General features: G+C 34.3%; 21 protein-coding genes. 17 read left to right on the plus strand and 4 right to left on the minus strand.

Features of this window, described 5'->3' with window-relative positions; genetic code table 11:
* Window positions 1–12: 12 nt before the first annotated feature.
* The 7 genes from tilS to PGH12_RS10290 all read left to right on the plus strand — a co-directional run bounded on the left by tilS (window position 13) and on the right by PGH12_RS10290 (window position 7165).
* Window positions 13–1329 (plus strand): tRNA lysidine(34) synthetase TilS, encoded by a 1317-nt coding sequence (gene tilS, locus PGH12_RS10260; RefSeq protein WP_267599428.1) that lies wholly within the window; start codon window positions 13–15, stop codon window positions 1327–1329.
* Between the two features lies 1 nt (window position 1330).
* Window positions 1331–3394: a protein-disulfide reductase DsbD family protein gene (locus PGH12_RS10265; protein WP_267599427.1), complete on the plus strand. Its 2064-nt coding sequence runs from the start codon at window positions 1331–1333 to the stop codon at window positions 3392–3394.
* A 206-nt stretch (window positions 3395–3600) separates the two neighbouring features.
* Complete coding sequence (locus PGH12_RS10270) at window positions 3601–4125, plus strand: biopolymer transporter ExbD (protein WP_267599426.1); 525 nt, start codon at window positions 3601–3603, stop codon at window positions 4123–4125.
* A gap of 63 nt (window positions 4126–4188) precedes the next feature.
* Window positions 4189–4704, plus strand: coding sequence for a hypothetical protein (locus tag PGH12_RS10275; RefSeq protein ID WP_267599425.1), 516 nt, complete (start codon window positions 4189–4191; stop codon window positions 4702–4704).
* A gap of 10 nt (window positions 4705–4714) precedes the next feature.
* Window positions 4715–5497: an alpha/beta fold hydrolase gene (locus PGH12_RS10280; RefSeq protein WP_267599424.1), complete on the plus strand. Its 783-nt coding sequence runs from the start codon at window positions 4715–4717 to the stop codon at window positions 5495–5497.
* Between the two features lie 45 nt (window positions 5498–5542).
* Window positions 5543–6325 (plus strand): hypothetical protein, encoded by a 783-nt coding sequence (locus PGH12_RS10285; protein ID WP_267599423.1) that lies wholly within the window; start codon window positions 5543–5545, stop codon window positions 6323–6325.
* A gap of 48 nt (window positions 6326–6373) precedes the next feature.
* Window positions 6374–7165 carry a patatin-like phospholipase family protein gene (locus PGH12_RS10290; protein ID WP_267599422.1) on the plus strand — a complete coding sequence of 264 codons (792 nt, stop codon included), beginning with the start codon at window positions 6374–6376 and terminating at the stop codon, window positions 7163–7165.
* Window positions 7166–7195: 30 nt separating this feature from the next.
* Here PGH12_RS10290 and PGH12_RS10295 read toward each other — a convergent pair whose 3' ends face one another.
* Window positions 7196–8200 carry a DHH family phosphoesterase gene (locus tag PGH12_RS10295; protein WP_267599421.1) on the minus strand — a complete coding sequence of 335 codons (1005 nt, stop codon included), beginning with the start codon at window positions 8198–8200 and terminating at the stop codon, window positions 7196–7198.
* A 203-nt stretch (window positions 8201–8403) separates the two neighbouring features.
* Here PGH12_RS10295 and rpmH point away from each other — a divergent pair, with 203 nt between their 5' ends.
* Window positions 8404–8562 (plus strand): 50S ribosomal protein L34, encoded by a 159-nt coding sequence (rpmH, locus tag PGH12_RS10300; RefSeq protein WP_034679005.1) that lies wholly within the window; start codon window positions 8404–8406, stop codon window positions 8560–8562.
* A gap of 157 nt (window positions 8563–8719) precedes the next feature.
* Window positions 8720–9430 (plus strand): cell division ATP-binding protein FtsE, encoded by a 711-nt coding sequence (locus tag PGH12_RS10305; RefSeq protein WP_267599420.1) that lies wholly within the window; start codon window positions 8720–8722, stop codon window positions 9428–9430.
* Between the two features lie 122 nt (window positions 9431–9552).
* Here PGH12_RS10305 and PGH12_RS10310 read toward each other — a convergent pair whose 3' ends face one another.
* From PGH12_RS10310 to PGH12_RS10320, 3 genes are read right to left on the minus strand one after another with little or no spacing between them, the layout of a single operon-like run.
* Complete coding sequence (locus PGH12_RS10310; protein WP_267599419.1) at window positions 9553–10248, minus strand: tRNA1(Val) (adenine(37)-N6)-methyltransferase; 696 nt, start codon at window positions 10246–10248, stop codon at window positions 9553–9555.
* Window positions 10248–11702 carry a sensor histidine kinase gene (locus PGH12_RS10315; protein WP_267599418.1) on the minus strand — a complete coding sequence of 485 codons (1455 nt, stop codon included), beginning with the start codon at window positions 11700–11702 and terminating at the stop codon, window positions 10248–10250. The genes PGH12_RS10310 and PGH12_RS10315 overlap by 1 nt, the downstream gene beginning before the upstream one ends.
* Entirely contained in the window at window positions 11692–12288 is a 597-nt protein-coding gene (locus PGH12_RS10320) for a riboflavin synthase (protein ID WP_267599417.1), read from the minus strand. Before PGH12_RS10320 ends, PGH12_RS10315 begins: the two co-directional genes overlap by 11 nt.
* Before the next feature lie 49 nt (window positions 12289–12337).
* On the opposite strand from PGH12_RS10320, the gene pdxA reads away from it, so the two are divergent.
* From pdxA to PGH12_RS10360, 8 genes are all read left to right on the plus strand, one after another.
* Entirely contained in the window at window positions 12338–13429 is a 1092-nt protein-coding gene (pdxA, locus tag PGH12_RS10325) for a 4-hydroxythreonine-4-phosphate dehydrogenase PdxA (RefSeq protein WP_267599416.1), read from the plus strand.
* 83 nt (window positions 13430–13512) lie between these two features.
* The gene (locus tag PGH12_RS10330; RefSeq protein ID WP_267599415.1) at window positions 13513–14034 is read left to right on the plus strand and encodes a YceD family protein; all 522 of its coding nucleotides are present in this window, start codon (window positions 13513–13515) and stop codon (window positions 14032–14034) included.
* Between the two features lie 69 nt (window positions 14035–14103).
* Window positions 14104–14310: a 50S ribosomal protein L32 gene (gene rpmF / locus PGH12_RS10335; protein WP_050377526.1), complete on the plus strand. Its 207-nt coding sequence runs from the start codon at window positions 14104–14106 to the stop codon at window positions 14308–14310.
* Between the two features lie 124 nt (window positions 14311–14434).
* On the plus strand, window positions 14435–14917 hold the full coding sequence (gene accB / locus PGH12_RS10340; protein ID WP_267599414.1) for an acetyl-CoA carboxylase biotin carboxyl carrier protein: 483 nt from the start codon (window positions 14435–14437) through the stop codon (window positions 14915–14917).
* Between the two features lie 92 nt (window positions 14918–15009).
* A complete protein-coding gene (gene accC, locus PGH12_RS10345; protein ID WP_267599413.1) occupies window positions 15010–16365 on the plus strand; it encodes an acetyl-CoA carboxylase biotin carboxylase subunit in 1356 nt (451 codons plus the stop codon).
* 108 nt (window positions 16366–16473) lie between these two features.
* Window positions 16474–17724: an ornithine--oxo-acid transaminase gene (gene rocD / locus PGH12_RS10350; RefSeq protein WP_267599412.1), complete on the plus strand. Its 1251-nt coding sequence runs from the start codon at window positions 16474–16476 to the stop codon at window positions 17722–17724.
* Window position 17725: 1 nt separating this feature from the next.
* The gene (locus tag PGH12_RS10355; protein ID WP_267599411.1) at window positions 17726–18736 is read left to right on the plus strand and encodes a glycosyltransferase family 9 protein; all 1011 of its coding nucleotides are present in this window, start codon (window positions 17726–17728) and stop codon (window positions 18734–18736) included.
* Window positions 18737–18740: 4 nt separating this feature from the next.
* The gene (locus PGH12_RS10360; RefSeq protein ID WP_267599410.1) at window positions 18741–19700 is read left to right on the plus strand and encodes a WaaS/CpsH family glycosyltransferase; all 960 of its coding nucleotides are present in this window, start codon (window positions 18741–18743) and stop codon (window positions 19698–19700) included.
* Window positions 19701–19707 lie beyond the last annotated feature (7 nt).

Raw genomic sequence — 19707 nt, forward strand, 5'->3', positions numbered from 1 at the left:
ATTCTAAGCGTTATGCTTCAACTGTCAGACTTTAAAAAACAACTTGCAAATCTTACGAAACCCACTGAAAACGAGACATATCTTTTAGCGGTAAGCGGAGGCGCAGATTCTATGGTTTTAGCTTTCATTTTCAAGGCATTAGATTACAGATTTCAGGTTGCTCATGTCAATTACAAACTTCGCGGCAAAGATTCTGATTCCGATCAAAAAGTGGTAGAAGATTTCTGTTTTAAAAATAATATTAAATTTCATTTATACGAAGTTTCAGAAAAAGATCAGAGACCCGAAAATTCTATTCAGCTTTGGGCAAGAGAACTCCGATATGATTTTTTTAAGCAAATTCAGGAAAAAGAAAATTTAGAATTTCTGGTTACCGCTCATCATCTGAACGATCAGCTTGAAACTTTCATTATTAATTTATCTAAAGCTTCCGGAATTAAAGGTTTAAGCGGAATCCCAGCAAACGACCATAAAATTCTCAGGCCGCTTTTGCATTTTTCTAAAGAAGAAATTTATGATTTTGCTAGAGAAAACAATATAGAATACCGCGAAGATCTTTCTAATAAAAAAAATGATTATTTGCGGAATAAAATCAGAAACGAATTGGTTCCAAAACTTTTGGAAACGAATGATCATTTCCTGGAGAATTTTAAAAAATCTCTGTCTTATTTAAATCAAACGAAAGACTTTATACAGCATCAGATTGAAGAAATTGAAAACAGAATCACGATTTCAAACGTGGAAAATAAAATTTTCGACAAAGAAAAACTCAATAATGAAAGCGATTTTGTGCAGTTTGAAATTTTAAAAAAATACGGTTTTGATCAGGAAAACGAGATAAAAAAAATCTTTCAGGCTGAAACCGGAAGTTCTTTTTTTTCTGAACATTATCGACTAATTATTAATAGAAACGATTTGATTTTAAATAAATTAAATCAAGGCAAAGAAGATCATGATGAAATTATTTTAGTGGAAAAAATAAGTGTATTTGAAAACCAAATCTTCATAAATCTCGAAGATACAATTGAAAGCATCGAAGGAATCAATAAAACCGTAAGTTGGGATTTTGATGCAGAAAAACTCGCGTTTCCTATCAAATTACGGAGAAAAAAGGAAGGTGATCACTTCTATCCTATTGGTTTTTCGGGAAAAAAGAAAGTTTCGAAGTTTTTTAAGGACGAAAAATTGTCTATTTTAGCCAAGCAAAAAATCTGGCTTCTGACAGACGGAAACAACAGTGTTTTAGGCATTCTTCCTTTCAGACAAGATAGACGCTACGCAAAAGATGAGGGAACGAAATGCATTCTCACAATTTTTAATGAAAAGTAAAATGAAATTCAAAAACTGGTTTTTACTCATTCTCCTGTTCTTATTCGCAGGAATCAATGCACAAATAAAAAATCCTGTAAAATTCAAATTCACCGTAAACGAATTGGGCAACAATCAGTACGAAGCCGTTCTGAATGCGACTTTGGAAAGCGGTTGGCATATTTACTCAAGAGATATTCCTGAAGATACGGGAATCCCGACCGAATACATTGTTTCGGGGAAAAACATAGAGCTGATCGGGAAATTTCAGGAAGTCGGAAAAAAGCATGAAGAATTTTCTGAAGCTTTCGGCGGAACGATTATTTTTTATTCTAACGCTGCAGGTTTTAAGCAGAAATTTAAATTAAAAGACGGCACAAAACCCGGAGAAGTAGTTGCTGAAATTACTTATCAGACATGTGATGACAGAGTTTGTCTGGCTCCGAATACTTTAGAATTTACTCAAAAAATTACTCCAAAAGGAGTTTCGGAAGATACTGTTACGCCAACTGAAGAAGTAAAAGATTCTGTAAAAACAACTGAAACGGTAGTAGAAAATCCAGCAAAAACTGAAGTTACCGCGACAGAAACTTCGAAACTTGATCCTAAACAATTGAAAATTGCGTCGATAGATTTCAAAAAACCTTTGACAGATTGCGGAACTGAGGCGGTAGTTGCATCTGAAAATTATTGGATGTATTTATTCTTAGGATTCATTGGCGGATTGATCGCTTTATTGACTCCATGCGTTTTCCCGATGATTCCTCTGACGGTTTCGTTCTTCACAAAAGGAAGCCAAAACAAAGCAAAAGGTAAACGAGATGCGTTGATCTACGGATTTTTCATTTTGATGATTTTTGTTTTATTAAGTGTTCCTTTCCATTTAATTGACGGAATTGCAGGAAATATTTTCAACGAAATTTCAACAAGCGTCTGGCTGAATATTGTATTTTTTATCATCTTTATTTTCTTTGCAGGAAGTTTCTTCGGATATTATGATATTTCGTTACCAAGTTCGATTGCGAACAAATCTTCAAAAGCAGAAGAAGCAGGAGGTATTATCGGTATTTTCTTCATGGCACTGACTTTGGTGATCGTATCTTTCTCTTGTACCGGTCCCATTTTAGGAAGTTTGTTAGGAGGATCATTATCGGGTTCATCTCATATTCCGACACTTTTAACTTTAGCTTTAACAGGTTTTGGTTTGGCTTGGGCAATTATTTTCGGACTTTTGGCATTATTTCCACAGGCTTTACAAAGTCTTCCGAAATCTGGCGGATGGATGAATACCGTGAAAGTGGTTTTAGGTTTTATCGAATTGGCTTTAGCTTTAAAATTCCTTTCAAAAGCAGATTTAGTTTCCAAAACATTTTTAATTAAAAGAGAACTTTTCATCGCGATTTGGATCGTTGTCGGGATTGGTTTGGTTTTATACTTATTCGGATTAATCAGATTTCCACATGATGATAAGAAACCGAAAATTTCTTTAACAAGAAAAATTTTGGGAATTTTGGGAATCGGTTTTGTGATATATTTGATTCAGGGATTAATTCCGGCAGAAAGACCGAAAATGCAATTATTAAGTGGAATTTTACCGCCATTGAATGTAAGCTATTTCCATGATGAAAAAGACGGAATTTTGGGAATGAAACCGGAACATGATTTCTTTAGCGCCATTGAATTAGCTAAAAAAGAAAACAAACCTATATTAATTGACTTTACTGGTTACGGTTGTGAAAACTGTAGAAAAATGGAAGAGTTTGTCTGGAGCGAGCCTGACATTTTGCCGCTTTTTCAGAACGATGTGGTTTTAGCTTCATTGTATGTCGATGACAAAGAAGAACTTCCTGAAGATCAGAAAACTAAAATTGATCTGGGTGAAGGACAGGTGAAAAAAGTAAAAACAATCGGTGACCGATGGAGTTTGTTTCAGCAGATAAATTTCAACAACAATTCTCAGCCGCATTATGTTTTAATAACTCCGGACGGAAAAGTTATCAACACCCCGGTTTCCGGATATATGGATAAAAAAGATTTTAAAAAATTCCTTGAATGTGGAGTTAATTATTATAAGAACAGTAAATAACTTCCTACTTAATTACAGAAACTCACATCGAAAGGTGTGAGTTTTTTTTGTCTGAATTTTTCACCTCACAATTATGCGAAACATTTCATTAAATAGATTATAGTTAACAATTCTTAATTTTAGGTATAAACTTTGCATTGATTCTTATAATTAAGAAACAATATATTAATCTTTATCAAAGTTTGTTTAACATAAAAAATACGACCATGGCTGAAATTATCGCACAAGAAAAGCAAGGAGGAAAACAAAAAAAGAAACCAATCAGAGTAGATATGACTCCAATGGTGGATTTAGGATTTCTATTAATTACCTTTTTTATGTTTACCACCAATTTTACAAAACCCAATGTGATGGATCTTGGTTTACCTGCAAAAGATCCGAATCCTAACCCGATAAACATCCCTTATATTGACAATTTAAATCAAGTCACATTCATTCTCGGAAAAGATAATAGAGTTTTTTATCATCAAAGCAATGAGATAGAATTAACTGAAAACAATTTAAAAGAAGCAAGTTTTAGCGGAGTTGAAATTTCCAAAGTTATTTCTGAGGCGTTCAGTAAAGCTCCAAATAAAGAAATTTTCACCATTATTGTAAAACCAACTGATGATGCAAACTATAAAAATTTCGTTGATGTTTTAGACAATATTGCCATCTCCAAAAAAGAGCGATACGGAATTACAGACATCAAACCCTGGGAAAAGAAAGTTTACGAAAACGTAACAAAATAAACTGAAGAGCATTTTTATAATGCTCTTTTTTTATTTAAATTTGAGAATATAATTTATCAATAGATGAAAAAAACTTTAGTAATAGCCATTGCCGGAATTCTTACATTCTCATGTTCTAAAAAAGAAAATCCAACCACGAAAACTACCAATCCCGTAGATTCGATCAATGCGGAAAGAACAAAAATTAACGACAGCATTAAAGCTTTAAACAGCAGAAACCGCTTTAAGGACTTTAGCGGAAGTCATAAATTCGTTTATCAAAATGACAGTTCACCAAAATATTCAGGATCTGTAAATTTCACGAAAATTGAAGATGAACGAGATAATTACAACGTTTCGGGTGATATAAAATCAGGTGCAAATTCTATTACTTTAAAGGGATTTGTAATGGTACTTTCGCCTAAAAGCATGAATTTCACAGGAGAAATCACTCAACGAATTTCAGACAATGACAACGGAAAGCCTTACACCAGAAAAGGCACAAAGACTTTCATGTCAAAAGATGGCGGAAAAACGTATAGACTTCAGGATATGGTAAACGGTTCGGGTTTTGTTGATTACATCGATATTCATTTTTAAAATTTAAACTATGCTCAACTACGAAAAGAAAGGCGACGGAAAAGAAACTTTGGTCCTGCTTCACGGTTTTATGGAAAACCTCAGCATCTGGAGTGACATGGAAGGACATCTTTCAAAAGATTTTACTTTGTTAAAAATTGATCTTCCCGGCCACGGTAAATCTGATATTCTTGCGGAAGTTCATACGATGGAACTCATGGCGGAAGAAGTAAAAAAAGTTGTTGATCATGAAAATTTAGATAAAATTCATCTTCTCGGTCATTCGATGGGCGGTTATACTTCTTTAGCTTTTGCTGAAAAATTTCCTGAAAGCCTTAAAAGTCTGACCTTATTTTTTTCAACTTATTTTGCAGATGACGATGAGAAAAAAGAGCAGAGAATAAAAAGCTACAGAATTATCAAAGATGCATTTGCTCATTATGCAAGAGCCGGAGTTCCAAATTTATTTAATCAAAATGAAAGAGATGTTTTGGAAGGAAAAATAGAAACCGCTTTGGAAACTGCACTTTCAACAAACAATCTTGGTGCTTTAGCTTGCGTAAAAGGCATGGTTGCAAGAACAGATAAGCAGCATATTATGGAAAATCTGGATGCAAAAATTTTAGTTCTTGCCGGAAAACACGACAACGCAGTAAAAACTGAAAATACGATCAAAAATCTCCCTGACAGAACCAATATTAAATCTTACGTTCTCGATTGCGGACACAACGGACATTGGGAAAAACCGAACATCTGCGCAGAAATTATTAATACAGAACTGCTTCACCATCTGCCGAAAAAATTTCTTCTATAAATCATTATGAGAATTTGCATACTTACATTGCTTTTCATCTCACTTATGAGCTGTAAAAAAGAAGCAAAATCTTCTGTCATTCAGAAAAATGATACAGCTTCTTCGATACAAAAAACAACTCAAGATTCTTTAAAACAAAAACCTACTCAGCCGGAAGTCTTTGCTTTCGTTACAGATCTTTGTGACAGCAAAGGTTATTTTGATGCCGAAAAATATTCGCGTGAAGAAATTGAAGGAACTTATAAATTATGGTTTCAAATGGGAGGAGTTTCACTAATTACACCGTCGGTTTTCAAACTAAATGATTTGGAAGAGATCAGAAGAGATAAAGATTTAATTTTAGCAAAACTCGACAAAGATTTCGCTGAAAATAAAAAAACTATTGAAAATCTTAAAGTCGTGAATGTTCCATATTGGCAAAATATCAAAGAATTACATTATAAATCATTGCTGCAGCAATATGAATACGAGAAAATTCATATTGCAAGTTATCCTGATCCTTCTGTGTTACTTCATAATAAATTTACCGGAAAATGTACAAATTTTGCAAAAGCCGTCAATTCAAATGATGAAAACCTGATTGCTGAATGGCGAAAACTTCGTGAAGAAATGAGCAAAAGAAACGGCAGCCCCGAGAGAATTATCACTGAATTTGAAAACCGTCTAAATTCCTCAAACTGGAAAGATTATGCGATGATAGACTTGCTTACTTTCGGATGGGGAAACTGTGCGAATGAATATATTGAAAGGTCTTTGCATGACGAAAAAATGTATAATGAATTCAATGCCTTATTCATTAAAATTGATTCTGAATGTGATGAACCTTAACTTTTATTTTATAAAAAATCTGTATTTTAGTACAGTATAAAATTCTCAATGGGACTATTCTCTTTCAAAAAAAGGAAACCGATAATCGGCCTTACTCTATCAGGCGGCGGAATGCGCGGAATTGCCCACATTGCAGTTCTTAAAGCTCTGGAAGAATATGATCTGAAGCCACAAATAATTTCAGGAACCAGTGCAGGATCTATCGTCGCTGCATTCTATTCTATCGGAACTTCTCCAGACGAGATGATGGAAATCGTCAAAAAAACAACTTTTTTCTCTCGTTCTTATTTAAAACTTTCCAAAAATGGAATTTTCAGCTCGAAATTCATTTTAAAATTGCTGACAGATTATTTTCCGGAAGATGATTTTAAAGTTTTAAAAATTCCGGTTTATGTTGCTGCAACAGAAATGACCCATGGCATTGTAGATTTCTTCTCGGAGGGCGAATTATTCGGTCCGCTTTTGGCTTCATCGAGTGTTCCTTTTGTTTTGCCTCCGGTAAAAATGGGCGAAAAAATTTATGTTGATGGCGGAGTTTTAGACAATTTGCCGATTGAACCAATTATAGACAAATGTGATTTTCTTATTGGCTCACACGTGAACTCCATCAGTTACGACAGCCTTGAAAATATGAGTTTAATGAAAGAATTTGACCGTATTTTGCATTTGGCGATTGCAAAATCTGTTTATTCCAAAGCGCATTCTTGCGATATATTTCTTGATCCCCCGAAAATGACCAAGTTCAGTTTATTCAACAAAAGATTTCTTGATGATATGTTTTCCGAGGTGTATGATTATACCTGTAAAGAGCTTGAGGAAAAGGGCTATCGTAAATTATGAGTTTTGAGTTATTAGCAATAACTTGACTTACTACAAATTCTCTTCAATCAATCTCGCTTTAAAAGTTTCGATCGTATCTGGCAAAGATTCCATAGATTTTCCTCCGGCCGCGTTGATATGACCTCCACCGCTGAAATATTTTCTTGAGAACTGATTAACATCTACATCATCTTTACTTCTGAAAGAAATTTTAATGAAATCTTCATAAAGATCTTCCATGAAAAATGCTGACATTTTTACGCCTACAATGCTTAATCCGTAATTAACAAAACCTTCAGTATCTCCTTTCTGGAAGCCGTATTCCTGAAGTTCATTTCTCGTTAAAGACAAAACAGCCACTTTACCGTCATTCACAACTTCAATTCGCCCTAAAACTAGTGCCAGTAAATGTAAACGCGAAACAGTATTGGTATCCCACGTGTTTGAAGTGATCACAGAAGGATCTGCACCTTTTTCAATTAAATTAGCAACGATTCTATGCGTATCTGCACTTGTAGATCGGAAACGGAAACCGCCTGTATCAGTCATGATTCCTGTATAAAGACATTCTGCAATTTCTTTATTTACTAAATCTTCATCATCCATCGCTTCAATAAAATGATAAATCATCTGGCAAGTTGCCGGAATAATGGTATCTGAATACACAAAATCAAAATCTTCCGGCTGTTGATGGTGATCGATAAGAATTTTTTTCGCTTTGGATCTCATGAGCCAGTCACCAAGAAGGCCAATTCTGGAAGGAGAATTAAAATCTAAGCAGAAAATCACATCAGCCTCGTTTATCATATCAAAAGCCACTTTTCTTTTGTACTCGCCAATGATATTTTTCTTTGCTTCGGGCATCCATTTCAGGAATTTCGGAAAATCGTTTGGAGTAACAACCTCAGCGTCAATTCCTTTTGCGCGAAGATAATGTTTAAGACCTAAACTTGAACCAATAGCATCACCATCCGGATTGTAATGGGTAACAATCACGATTTTATTTTCCGGGATAAGCAGCTGATTGATTTCTAAAAGTTCGGCAGGTGTAAACATTTTCTTTCTTTAAATTTTAGTCTTCAAAGATAAAGTTTTTATACGGATGAATCTCCAAAAAGTAACATTACCTGCATGAAACTTATATCTTATAGTTATCATATTTAAACAAAATAATTTGAGATTATATTTGCACTTAATAAAAATATACATATATTTGCAACCTGAAAATTAATAGATAATTACGACTAAAATATATAGTAATGAGTAAAAGAACGTTCCAGCCATCAGAAAGAAAGAAAAGAAACAAACACGGTTTCAGAGAAAGAATGTCTACGCCAAACGGAAGAAGAGTTTTGGCAGCGAGAAGAGCTAAAGGTAGAAAAAGCCTTACAGTTAGTTCTGCAAGAGCTAAGAGATAATTCTTAACTTTACAATATACAGATTATGCTTGAAAATAAGTTTTTTCAAGCATTTTTTGTTGTTAAATTTTCCTAAATTTTAGGTTTATAAAGCTTCTTTTTTCTATTTTTAAAATCTGAAAAAATATTTTAGAAAAAGCCTCTAAAAATTGAATTTATGCCACATACACATATATCCGGAGACAACATTATCAATCTGCAGCACGCAAAAATTACACAGAAAAATTTTACCGTGCTTACTGATGTTAATTTAAATATCAAAAAAGGCAGATTCTGTTATCTTATCGGGAAAACAGGTTCGGGAAAAAGCTCGCTTTTGAAAACTTTATACGGACACATTCCTTTGGTTGCAGGAGTTGGCGAAGTGGTAGGATTTGATTTAGCAAAAATGAAAGCTTCAGATGTGCCAAATCTGAGAAGAAAACTGGGAATTGTTTTTCAGGATTTCCAATTGCTCTCTGACAGAACGGTGGAAAAAAACTTAAAATTTGTACTTGAAGCTACAGGATGGAAAGACAAAGCGAAAATGGATGAGCGCATCAATGAAGTACTTTCCAGCGTAAATATGAAAGGCAAGAAACACAAAATGCCACACGAACTTTCGGGAGGTGAACAGCAGCGTATTGCCATTGCAAGAGCATTATTAAATCATCCTGATCTGATCTTAGCCGATGAGCCGACAGGAAATCTAGATCCCGAAACTTCAAACGAAATTATGACTTTGCTAAAACAAGTAGCTGCCGATAACGGAGCGGCTGTAGTAATGGCGACGCACGATTATCATATGATTCAAAATTTCCCGGGAGAAGCAATCAGATGTGAAGACGGTAAAGTTTCTGTACTTGATACAGCAGAATTATTTGAATAAAATTAAACCATTAAGGAAATATTTAAGGAGTTAAGAACTATTAAGTTGCATTGATTTTCTTAATTAACCTTAACTCCTTAAATGCTCTTAATGATTCAAAAAAAAATTGTTTTTGCTAAAATCTATTTTCCGAAAACATGAAACTCTTTGGTGAGTTCAAGATAGTGTTCCGAGTATTTTCTCGGACTTTTTTCTATGATAAAATCAGATTCATTAAAAGTTTTATCAGTTAAAGAAAACTCAAGAATCAATCTCTTTATTTTTGAATTTTCTATTCCGTAAATGTTGATTTTTCGGTTAAGAAATAATTGATTTTCTTTAGCCATGTCAATAAAATAATCACCAACTTCAAAAGGAATGATTACAGAAAAAATTCCACTTTCTGAAAGTAATTTCGATGATTTTGAAATCAATTGATGGAAATTCAACTCAATAGTTTGCCGCGCGAGAATATCTTTACCTGAAGAGTTTTCTTCAAAATAAGGCGGGTTTGAAACGATTAAATCAAATTTTTCTTCAGTTTTAAAAGTTTTAAAATCCTGAAGTATATTTTTTAACCTTAATTTAAAAGGAGAATTTTCAAAATTGAGTTTTGTGAGATCTACCGCTTCATTATTAATATCAATTCCTAAAAAATTTGAATTCAAATTTCTTTGAGCCAACATTAGTGAGATCAAACCTGTTCCTGTACCAACTTCCAGTACATTATCAGCCAAATGAATGTTTGCTAAAGCACCAAGCAAAACACCATCTGTCCCCACACGGAAAACGTCTGATGACTGTTGAATTTCAAACTGTTTAAAGTTAAAAGATTTCACTAAAGATTAGTAGGTAGCGTTATGATAAATGTGGAGCCTTTTCCTAGTTCAGATTTTACGGTGATCTGACCTTTATAGTCTTCCACCATTTTTCTGACCATTGATAAACCTAGACCCATTCCGCTGTTTTTTGAGGTAAAGTTGGGTTCAAAAATTCTTTCAAACATATTTTCTGCAATCCCAATTCCGTTATCCTGTACAGAAATAACGACTCTTCTCTGATGTTGTTCAATATCAACATTTACAAGAAGATTTCGATCGTCACTCTGAGCTTGCTGCGCATTTGTAACAAGATTGGTTATGATTCTGGACAAATAAATTTTATCCATATTAATCATGATGTTACTTTTATTTGAATGCACAAATATAAGATCATCATTAAATACCCTTAAAATATCATCAATTTCGGCATTCAGATTTATGATTTCATTATTTTTTTCCGGAAGTTTGGCAAATTCTGAGAATGCTGAAGCTACTGTAGCAATAAGATCTATCTGATCTACCATTGTTTTACTAAGTTGTTTTACTTTTTCGGTAACATTCGGATCTTGCGGATTAAACTTTCTTTCAAAATTCTGAATTGTGAGCTTCATCGGCGTCAAAGGATTTTTCACTTCATGAGCAACTTGTTTTGCCATTTCCCTCCACGCTTCTTCAGAAGCTTTAAACCTGAGTCTTTCGCGCTGATCCTGAATCTGCAGAATCATCCTGTTGTATGCCCGCGCGAGAGCATTAAGTTCGTCATTTTTATAATATTTGATAGGCCGCATTTCATTCTCAAAAAGCGTAATCCTGGTAATCATATCCGAAAATTTAGTAATGTTTTTCGCTAGATTTGCGGAGGTCACCCAGCTCAGCCAGATACTGAAAATGATCAGCAAAATATCGACAATTAAAATATAGACAACATATTTGTGAAGAACATCAAGATATGCAGATTCATTATGATAGAGAGGAATGTAGATAATGCCTATTGGCTCCAGCATATTATTTTTTAGCAAAAGATATGAGGATGTGAAAACAGTATCTTTTGATTCGTCAACTTCCCTGAAATCATAGCGCGATTCGGTCGAGAGAAGTTTGTTGACAATTTTGAGCGGAATTATTTTTTGTTTTACTAAAGCTTTATCTTTATTAGAAAGCAGGTAATTCCCTTTTAGGTCATAAATAATGATATCGTGCTGATTAATATCTGCAATTTCAAAAATTTTATTTTTTAAAACAACAGGAAGATCTTTTGTGCGAACGGTCGACTGACTAACTGCGTAGTCTAAAAACCTCATCACAGCGTTGGTTTTCTCCTGCATATCAATTTTACTTTGCTGTAAAGAGTTTTTTCTCAAAACAAAGTAAGGCACCAGCGAAGAAGCAGCAACACTTAAAAGACATACGAGCAAGAAACCAAAAAATACCCGGTTTCTTAAACTATATCCTTTATATTTATTAAACGACATTCTGCTTGTTAATTAATTTTGCGATGTATTTACCGACGATATCAAATTCAAGGTTTACTTTATCTCCTATCTTAACATTTTTCATATTGGTAAATTCCCATGTGTAAGGGATAATAGCAACAGAAAACTGAAAATCGCCACTCTTGGCTACAGTAAGACTAATTCCGTTTACAGTGATGGAACCTTGCGGAACCGTCACAAAACCTCCCTCCGAATTATACTGTACAGTAACAAAATAGCTGCCATCTTTGTTCTCGATACCAATTATTTCACCGGTTTGATCTACATGCCCCTGAACAATGTGACCATCTAGTCTCCCATTCATCATCATGCAACGCTCCAGATTCACAACGCTTCCAACTTTCCACTTCCCCAAATTGGTTTTCTCCAAAGTTTCATTGATCGCAGTAACCACATACTGGCTTTCTGTAATCTCAACTACAGTAAGACAACAGCCGTTATGAGCAAGACTCTGATCTATCTTTAATTCATGAGTAAATGGACAACTTAAAGTGAAATTAATATTGCTGCCGTTTTCTTCAATCTTTTCAATAACTCCTACCGCTTCAATAATTCCTGTGAACATATTATTTTTTGCTAAATTTGTAAAATTATAATCTTCAAAGATAATCAAAATGAGCCCAAAAAACCATAAAGTACGAGTAGGAATTTCAATTGGTGACTTCAACGGCATTGGCCCGGAAATCATCATGAAATCGCTGAAAGACAAAACTATCACCGACTTTTTTACTCCAATTATTTTCGGCTCAGGAAAATTATTCACTTACCAGAAGAATATTTTTAAGCTAAATTTGAATTTCAACTATATTACAGAAGCATCACAGGCTCAAAACGGAAAGCTTAATATGCTCAATCTTGTAAAAGATAATTCTAATGTAGAATTGGGCAAACCAACAGAAGAATCTACCAGAATGGCTATCGATTCATTGGAAGCTGCAACGGAAGCTTTGATGAAAGGTGAAATTGATGTTCTGGTGACCGCACCGATTAATAAAGACGAAATGGTGAAAATGGGCTTCAAGCATGCAGGTCATACAGGTTATTTTGAAGAAAAATTTAATAAAAAAGGATTGATGTTTCTAGTAACAGACGGTTTAAAAGTTGCCGTTTCTACCCATCATATTCCAATTTCTCAGGTTGCTGAAAATATTTCTAAAGAAAAAATAAAGAAACAGATTAAAGCTTTAAACCAGACTTTGATTGAAGATTTTTCTATTTCTAAACCAAAAATTGCGGTTTTAGGTTTAAATCCACACTCAGGAGATGGCGGCGTCATCGGCAATGAAGAAATTGAAATCATTTCACCTGCGATCAAAGAACTTTCAGATCAGGGAATTCTGGCTTTCGGCCCTTTTCCCGCAGACAGTTTTTTCCAGCCAAGCAAATATAAAAGCTTTGATGCGGTTTTAGCAATGTATCACGACCAAGGTTTGGCACCATTTAAAACTTTGGCTTACGAAGAAGGAGTAAACTACACCGCAGGACTTCCTTTTATAAGAACTTCACCCGATCATGGGGTTGCTTATGATATTGCCGGTCAAAATATTGCAGATGAACAGAGTTTTACAGAAGCAATTTTCACGGCAATAAAGATTTTTAAAAACAGAAGCGATTATAAAGAAATGATGACCAATCGTCTTCAGCCAAGAAGAATGCCATCAGACAACGGAATAGATGAAGATCTTCCTGTGGAAAACGAAATGTAAATCACAGTATCAATTAAAATTAATTTTGTTACCTAATTTATTTGTAATATTAAAATAAATGCATATTTTTGCACACTCATTTTATGGACAAGTTAAGAAACTACGATATAAGCTTTTCCGGACTGAAAATCGGTAAGCACGAGTTCAGGTTTGAGATAGATAAAGAGTTCTTTCAATTATTCGACACTGAACAGGAATTTACAAATCCTAAAATTGATGTAGAAGTATTTTTAAATAAACACACTACATTTTTAGAGTTTGAAGTGAAAGTAGATGGAAAAGTAGAATTGGTTTGTGACATTACAAACGACAATTTTGATTATCCTATTGAAAACGAGATCGGTATTTTAGTGAAATTCGGCGAAGAATATGACGACAGCGAGGAAGATGTTATAACAATTCCTGCAAATGATCATGCTTTCAACGTTGCACATTTAATTTATGAAAATGTGGCACTATCAATCCCGATGAAAAAGATATCACCGAATATCAGCGATGAAGATTTGGCAATTCTTGAAAAATTCAGTCCGAAAGAAATTGAAGAAAAAGAAGAGGAAGTTGACCCGAGATGGGAAGCTTTGAAGAAATTAAAAGATAAAAATTAAAAATAATAATAATATGATGAGATGATGCAAAGATCTCATCGCTCATCAAATTAAAAAAGTTATTACAAAATGGCACATCCAAAGAGAAGACAGTCGTCTACAAGAAGAGATAAGAGAAGAACTCATTACAAAGCAGTAGTTCCTCAATTGGCAAAAGATGCAACTACAGGAGAAATGCATTTATACCACAGAGCACACTGGCATGAAGGAAAATTATACTACAGAGGAAAAGTAGTATTGGAAAAAACAGTAGAAACTGCTTCTGAAGAAAATTAAGAGCTTTTTACCTTAAAAACCTCTATTTTATACAAAAACCACTCATTTTTAATAAAATCGAGTGGTTTTTTGTTGCTTTTTGTCTTTTTTTGGTATCTTTGACGACAAATCAAATATCAATTTTATGGACATTAAAGACATACAGAATCTTATTAAGTTTGTATCTAAAGCTGAGGTTTCAGAAGTAAAATATAAAACTAAAGATTTCGAAATTACTATTAAAACACCACTTGGTGGCAATGAAGTAAGCTATGTTGCTCAACCGCAAATGTATCAGCAAGCTCCACAACAGGCCGCTCCTGGTCACGCTCCTGCTGCTATTTCTCCATCTGCCGAAAAAACTGAATCAGGTTCTGACGATAGTAAATATGTAACGATAAAATCTCCAATGATCGGAACTTTCTACAGAAAACCATCTCCGGATAAAGATGTTTTCATCAATGTAGGTGATGAGGTTTCTAACGGGAAAGTAGTTTGTGTAATTGAAGCAATGAAGTTATTCAACCAAATCGAATCTGAAGTAAGCGGAAAAATCGTGAAAATTTTGGTAGATGATGCTACTCCTGTAGAATACGATCAACCATTATTCTTAGTAGACCCATCTTAAGGAATTTTAGATGAAAAATTATAAATTTTAGATGAAAACTGTTTCATTTAAAATAATTTAAAATTCACAATTTAAAATTTAAAATTTCAGAGATGTTCAAAAAAATATTAATTGCCAATCGTGGCGAAATTGCAATGCGTATTTTACGTACTTGCAAAGAAATGGGAATCAAAACGGTAGCGGTATACTCTACTGCCGACAAAGACAGTCTTCACGTAAGATTTGCTGACGAGGCAGTTTGCATTGGTCCTGCAATGAGTAAAGACTCCTATCTTAAAATTCCTAACATTATTGCTGCTGCAGAGATTACCAATGCAGATGCAATTCACCCGGGATATGGTTTCTTATCTGAAAATGCTAATTTTTCCAGAATTTGCCAGAAAAACGGTATTAAGTTTATAGGTGCTTCTCCTGAGCAGATCGAAAGAATGGGAGACAAAGCGAACGCTAAAGCAACCATGAAAGCAGCCAACGTACCTTGCGTACCAGGTTCTGAAGGTTTAATTGAATCTTACGAGCACGCTGTAAAAACTGCTGAAGAAACAGGATATCCTGTTATGATCAAAGCTACTGCAGGTGGTGGCGGAAAAGGAATGAGAGCTGTATGGAAAGCTGAAGATCTTAAAGAACACTGGGAATCTGCAATTCAGGAAGCTGTAGCTGCATTCGGAAACGGAGGTATGTACATGGAAAAACTGATTGAAGAACCCAGACATATCGAAATTCAGGTTGCGGGAGATCAGTATGGTAAAGCCTGTCACCTTTCTGAAAGAGATTGTTCTGTACAGAGAAGAAATCAGAAATTAACTGAAGAAACTCCTTCTCCTTTCATGACTGACGAACTTCGTGAGAAAATGGGTGAAGCTGCTGTAAAAGCTGCAGAATTTATCGGTTATGAAGGTGTAGGTACGATCGAATTTTTGGTCGACAAGCACAGAAATTTTTATTTCATGGAAATGAATACGAGAATTCAGGTAGAACACCCTATCACCGAGCAGGTTGTAGATTACGATCTTATTCGTGAGCAGATTTTGCTTGCTTCCGGAACTCCAATTTCAGGAATCAATTATTATCCGAAACTACACTCGATCGAATGCAGAATCAATGCAGAAGATCCTTACGCAGATTTCAGACCTTCTCCGGGTAAAATTACAAGTTTAAATATTCCAGGTGGTCACGGAATCAGAGTTGATACTCATGTTTACTCTGGTTATACCATTCCTTCAAATTACGATTCTATGATCGCTAAATTAATCACAACGGCACAAACCCGTGAAGAGGCGATTGCAAAAATGAAACGAGCATTGGAAGAATTCTATGTAGAAGGTGTGAAGACTACCATTCCTTTCCACAGACAGCTGATGGAAGATGAAGCTTATCTTTCAGGAAACTACACGACAAAATTCATGGAGACTTTTGTAATGGATAAAAAATACGATAATCATTAAGATTATTTTTTTTATAAAGATGATTAACCGCTTCATTTGGAGCGGTTTTTTTATGCATTCTACTTTTCTCATATTAAATTATTAACTTTGTAAAAAAGCAAAAAGAATATGTCAACAGCAGAACAAACAAAAAATTCACAATACTTTATTGAACTAGAAGAAAAATATGGTGCACACAATTATCATCCGCTTCCTGTGGTTTTAGATAAAGGTGAAGGCGTATTTGTTTGGGATGTTGAAGGTAAGAGATATTATGATTTCCTTTCAGCTTATTCAGCTGTTAATCAAGGACATTCGCACCCGAAAATCGTGGACGCTTTGGTAAATCAGGCTAAAAAATTAGCTTTGACTTCAAGAGCATTTTACAATTCAAGTTTGGGTGAATACGAGAAAAAAATCACTACCCTTTTCGGTTTTGATAAAGTTTTACCGATGAATTCCGGTGCTGAAGCCGTGGAAACTGCGGTAAAATTAGCAAGAAAATGGAGCTACGAAGTGAAGGGAATTTCAGAAAACGCAGCAAAGATTGTAGTTTGCGAAAATAATTTCCATGGAAGAACAACTACAATTGTTTCTTTCTCAAATGATCCTGACGCGAATAAAAACTACGGCCCTTTTACACCGGGTTTTGTAAAAATTCCATATAACGATCTTGCCGCTTTAGAAGAAGTTTTAAAAAATGACGCTCAAAATATTGCGGCATTTTTGGTTGAGCCAATTCAGGGTGAAGCCGGGGTTTACGTTCCTCATGAAAATTTCCTTAAACACGCATCAGATTTATGTAAAAAACACAATGTTCTTTTCATTGCAGACGAAGTACAAACGGGAATCGCAAGAACCGGGAGACTCATTGCCTGTCACCACGAAGATGTACAGCCCGATATATTAATTTTAGGAAAAGCAATTTCCGGAGGTATGTATCCTGTTTCCGCAGTTTTAGCTAATGACGAAATCATGAATGTCATCAAGCCCGGACAACACGGTTCTACTTTCGGTGGAAACCCAATTGCTTGTGCGGTTGCGGTTGCTGCTTTAAATGTTGTAGAAGAAGAAAACTTATCAGAAAGAGCAGAAGAATTGGGTCAGCTTTTCAGATCAGAAATTGAAAAGTTAATTGAAAAATCTGATTTGATAACAAAAGTAAGAGGAAAAGGTCTATTGAATGCCATTCTGATCAATGATACTCCCGAAAGCTCAACAGCTTGGAATCTCTGTTTACAATTAAAAGAAAACGGACTTTTGGCAAAGCCAACACACGGAAATATTATCAGATTGGCACCGCCATTGGTTATTACAGAAGAACAATTATTAGATTGCGTGAAAATAATCGAAAAAACGGTTTTGGAGTTTGGGAGATAAAATGAAGATTTTAATCATTCAGAAGAAATTTATGGGAGATGTACTTGTGACAAGTTCCATTCTGCCTTTACTGAAAAAAAAATATCCGAAATCTGAAATCAGTTTTCTTTTGGAAGAGAAACATGCTCAAATTTTACTTGGCAATCCTTATATTGATCACTTTATTTATTTTAGCAGCGGACCAAATAAAACACTGTCTGACCTGAAAGATTATAAATTTGATCTCGTAATTGATCTGTATTCTAAAATTGAGACGGCAATCATTAGTTTTTTCTCCGGAGCAAAAACAAGAATCGGTTTCTTCAAAAAATATACTCAGTTTTTTTACAATCATCCCGTTAAAAGATCAACTAAAGTAAAATCAAAAAATACAACTTTAGGAATTGAACATCGTTTACAGATGCTTGAACCATTGGGAATTCCGTTTCAGGAAGTTTTTCCTAAAGTTTATATACAAAAGGGAGAATTAGCAAAGGCTATCCAGATTTTAAACGAAAACGGATTATCACCAAACGATAATTTGGTCATGATAAGTACTTTTGGAAGTTCTGACGACAAAACCTATCCCGTCGAATATATGGAAGAATTGTTGGAGTATATTGCTGCTGATAAACCCTCCGCGAAAATATTATGCAATTTTTTACCTTCTCAAAAAGAGTTATTTGAAAGTCTATATTCAAAACTTTCTTCAGAAACAAAAAATTTGGTCGTAAAAAGTTTTGACACTAAAAATCTACGTGAGTTTGCTGCGGTCACAAGTTTATGTAAGTGTCTGATTGGCAACGAAGGAGGAGCTACGAATGTGAGCAAGTCATTAGACATTCCGACCTTTACAATTTTTTCACCACATATCCGAAAATCAGATTGGGCCTGGACGAGCAGACCGGAAATAGATAAGTTTTTACATGTAACAGATTTTATTAAAGACTCTAAAAGCTATACAGATTTTAAACCATCTTTTCTAAAGGCAGACTTACAAGAATTTTTAGACCAAACCATTTTAACAACTTGAGATAATGCAGGAAGAAGAAGAAAAAGTTGTGCTGCTGATCACCTATGATAATTGGGGATTCAATCAATACATTGCCGATGCTCTTGAGAAAAAAAACTATAAAGTAAAACACATTAACTTTCATAGTTTCAGGTATAAATACCCGAGTTTCTATCACAAAGCACTCAACTTTTTTACAAAAAATTTCGGAATTGCCAATCTAAAACACACTCACTATAACCAGATAATTTTAGATCAGATAAAAGATCTGAAATCGATCGACACAAGCATTTTTATCAAGGCAGACTTTTTATCTAAAAAAACAATTAGAGCAGTTAACGAAAAATCTCGCCAGTCGGTATTGATTATAAGCGATTCTATCAACCGATATCCTAAAACCAAAAATGTACTTTCCCTTTTTGATAAAGTTTTTTCATTTGAAAAAAAGGACTGTGAAAAATTTGGTCTGAGATTTAAGACCAATTTCATCTACAAAACTATTGATGAAATTCCTGCAAAATTTAAATTTAAAGTTTTCAATATCAGTTCGTTTGACAACCGATTTCCAGTTATAAAAAAAATAGCAAAAGCATTGTACGAGATGAAAGTTTATAGTAAGATTATGATTTTCACATCTAAAGAAAATAATGAGCCTTACTTAGAATTCTCAAAAAAACCGATTTCTATCGACGAAAACAATCAGCTATTGATAGAATCTGAAATCATGCTCGATGTAAGTAGAAATGGACAGGAAGGATTGAGTTTCAGGGTATTTGAAAGTTTAGGCCTGAAGAAAAAACTGATTACCACAAATAAAGACATTATAAACTACGATTTTTATAATCCTGAAAATATATTTGTGATCGCCGATTTAGATAACATCATGATTCCTCAAAGTTTTTTTGAAAATGCTTATGTTCCTGTTTCTGAACAAATTTTAAACAAATATCTCATCGAAAACTGGGTTGATGAATTGGTTGAGTAATATAATC

The organism is Chryseobacterium sp. CY350 (assembly GCF_027945075.1).
Lineage (GTDB): Bacteria > Bacteroidota > Bacteroidia > Flavobacteriales > Weeksellaceae > Chryseobacterium.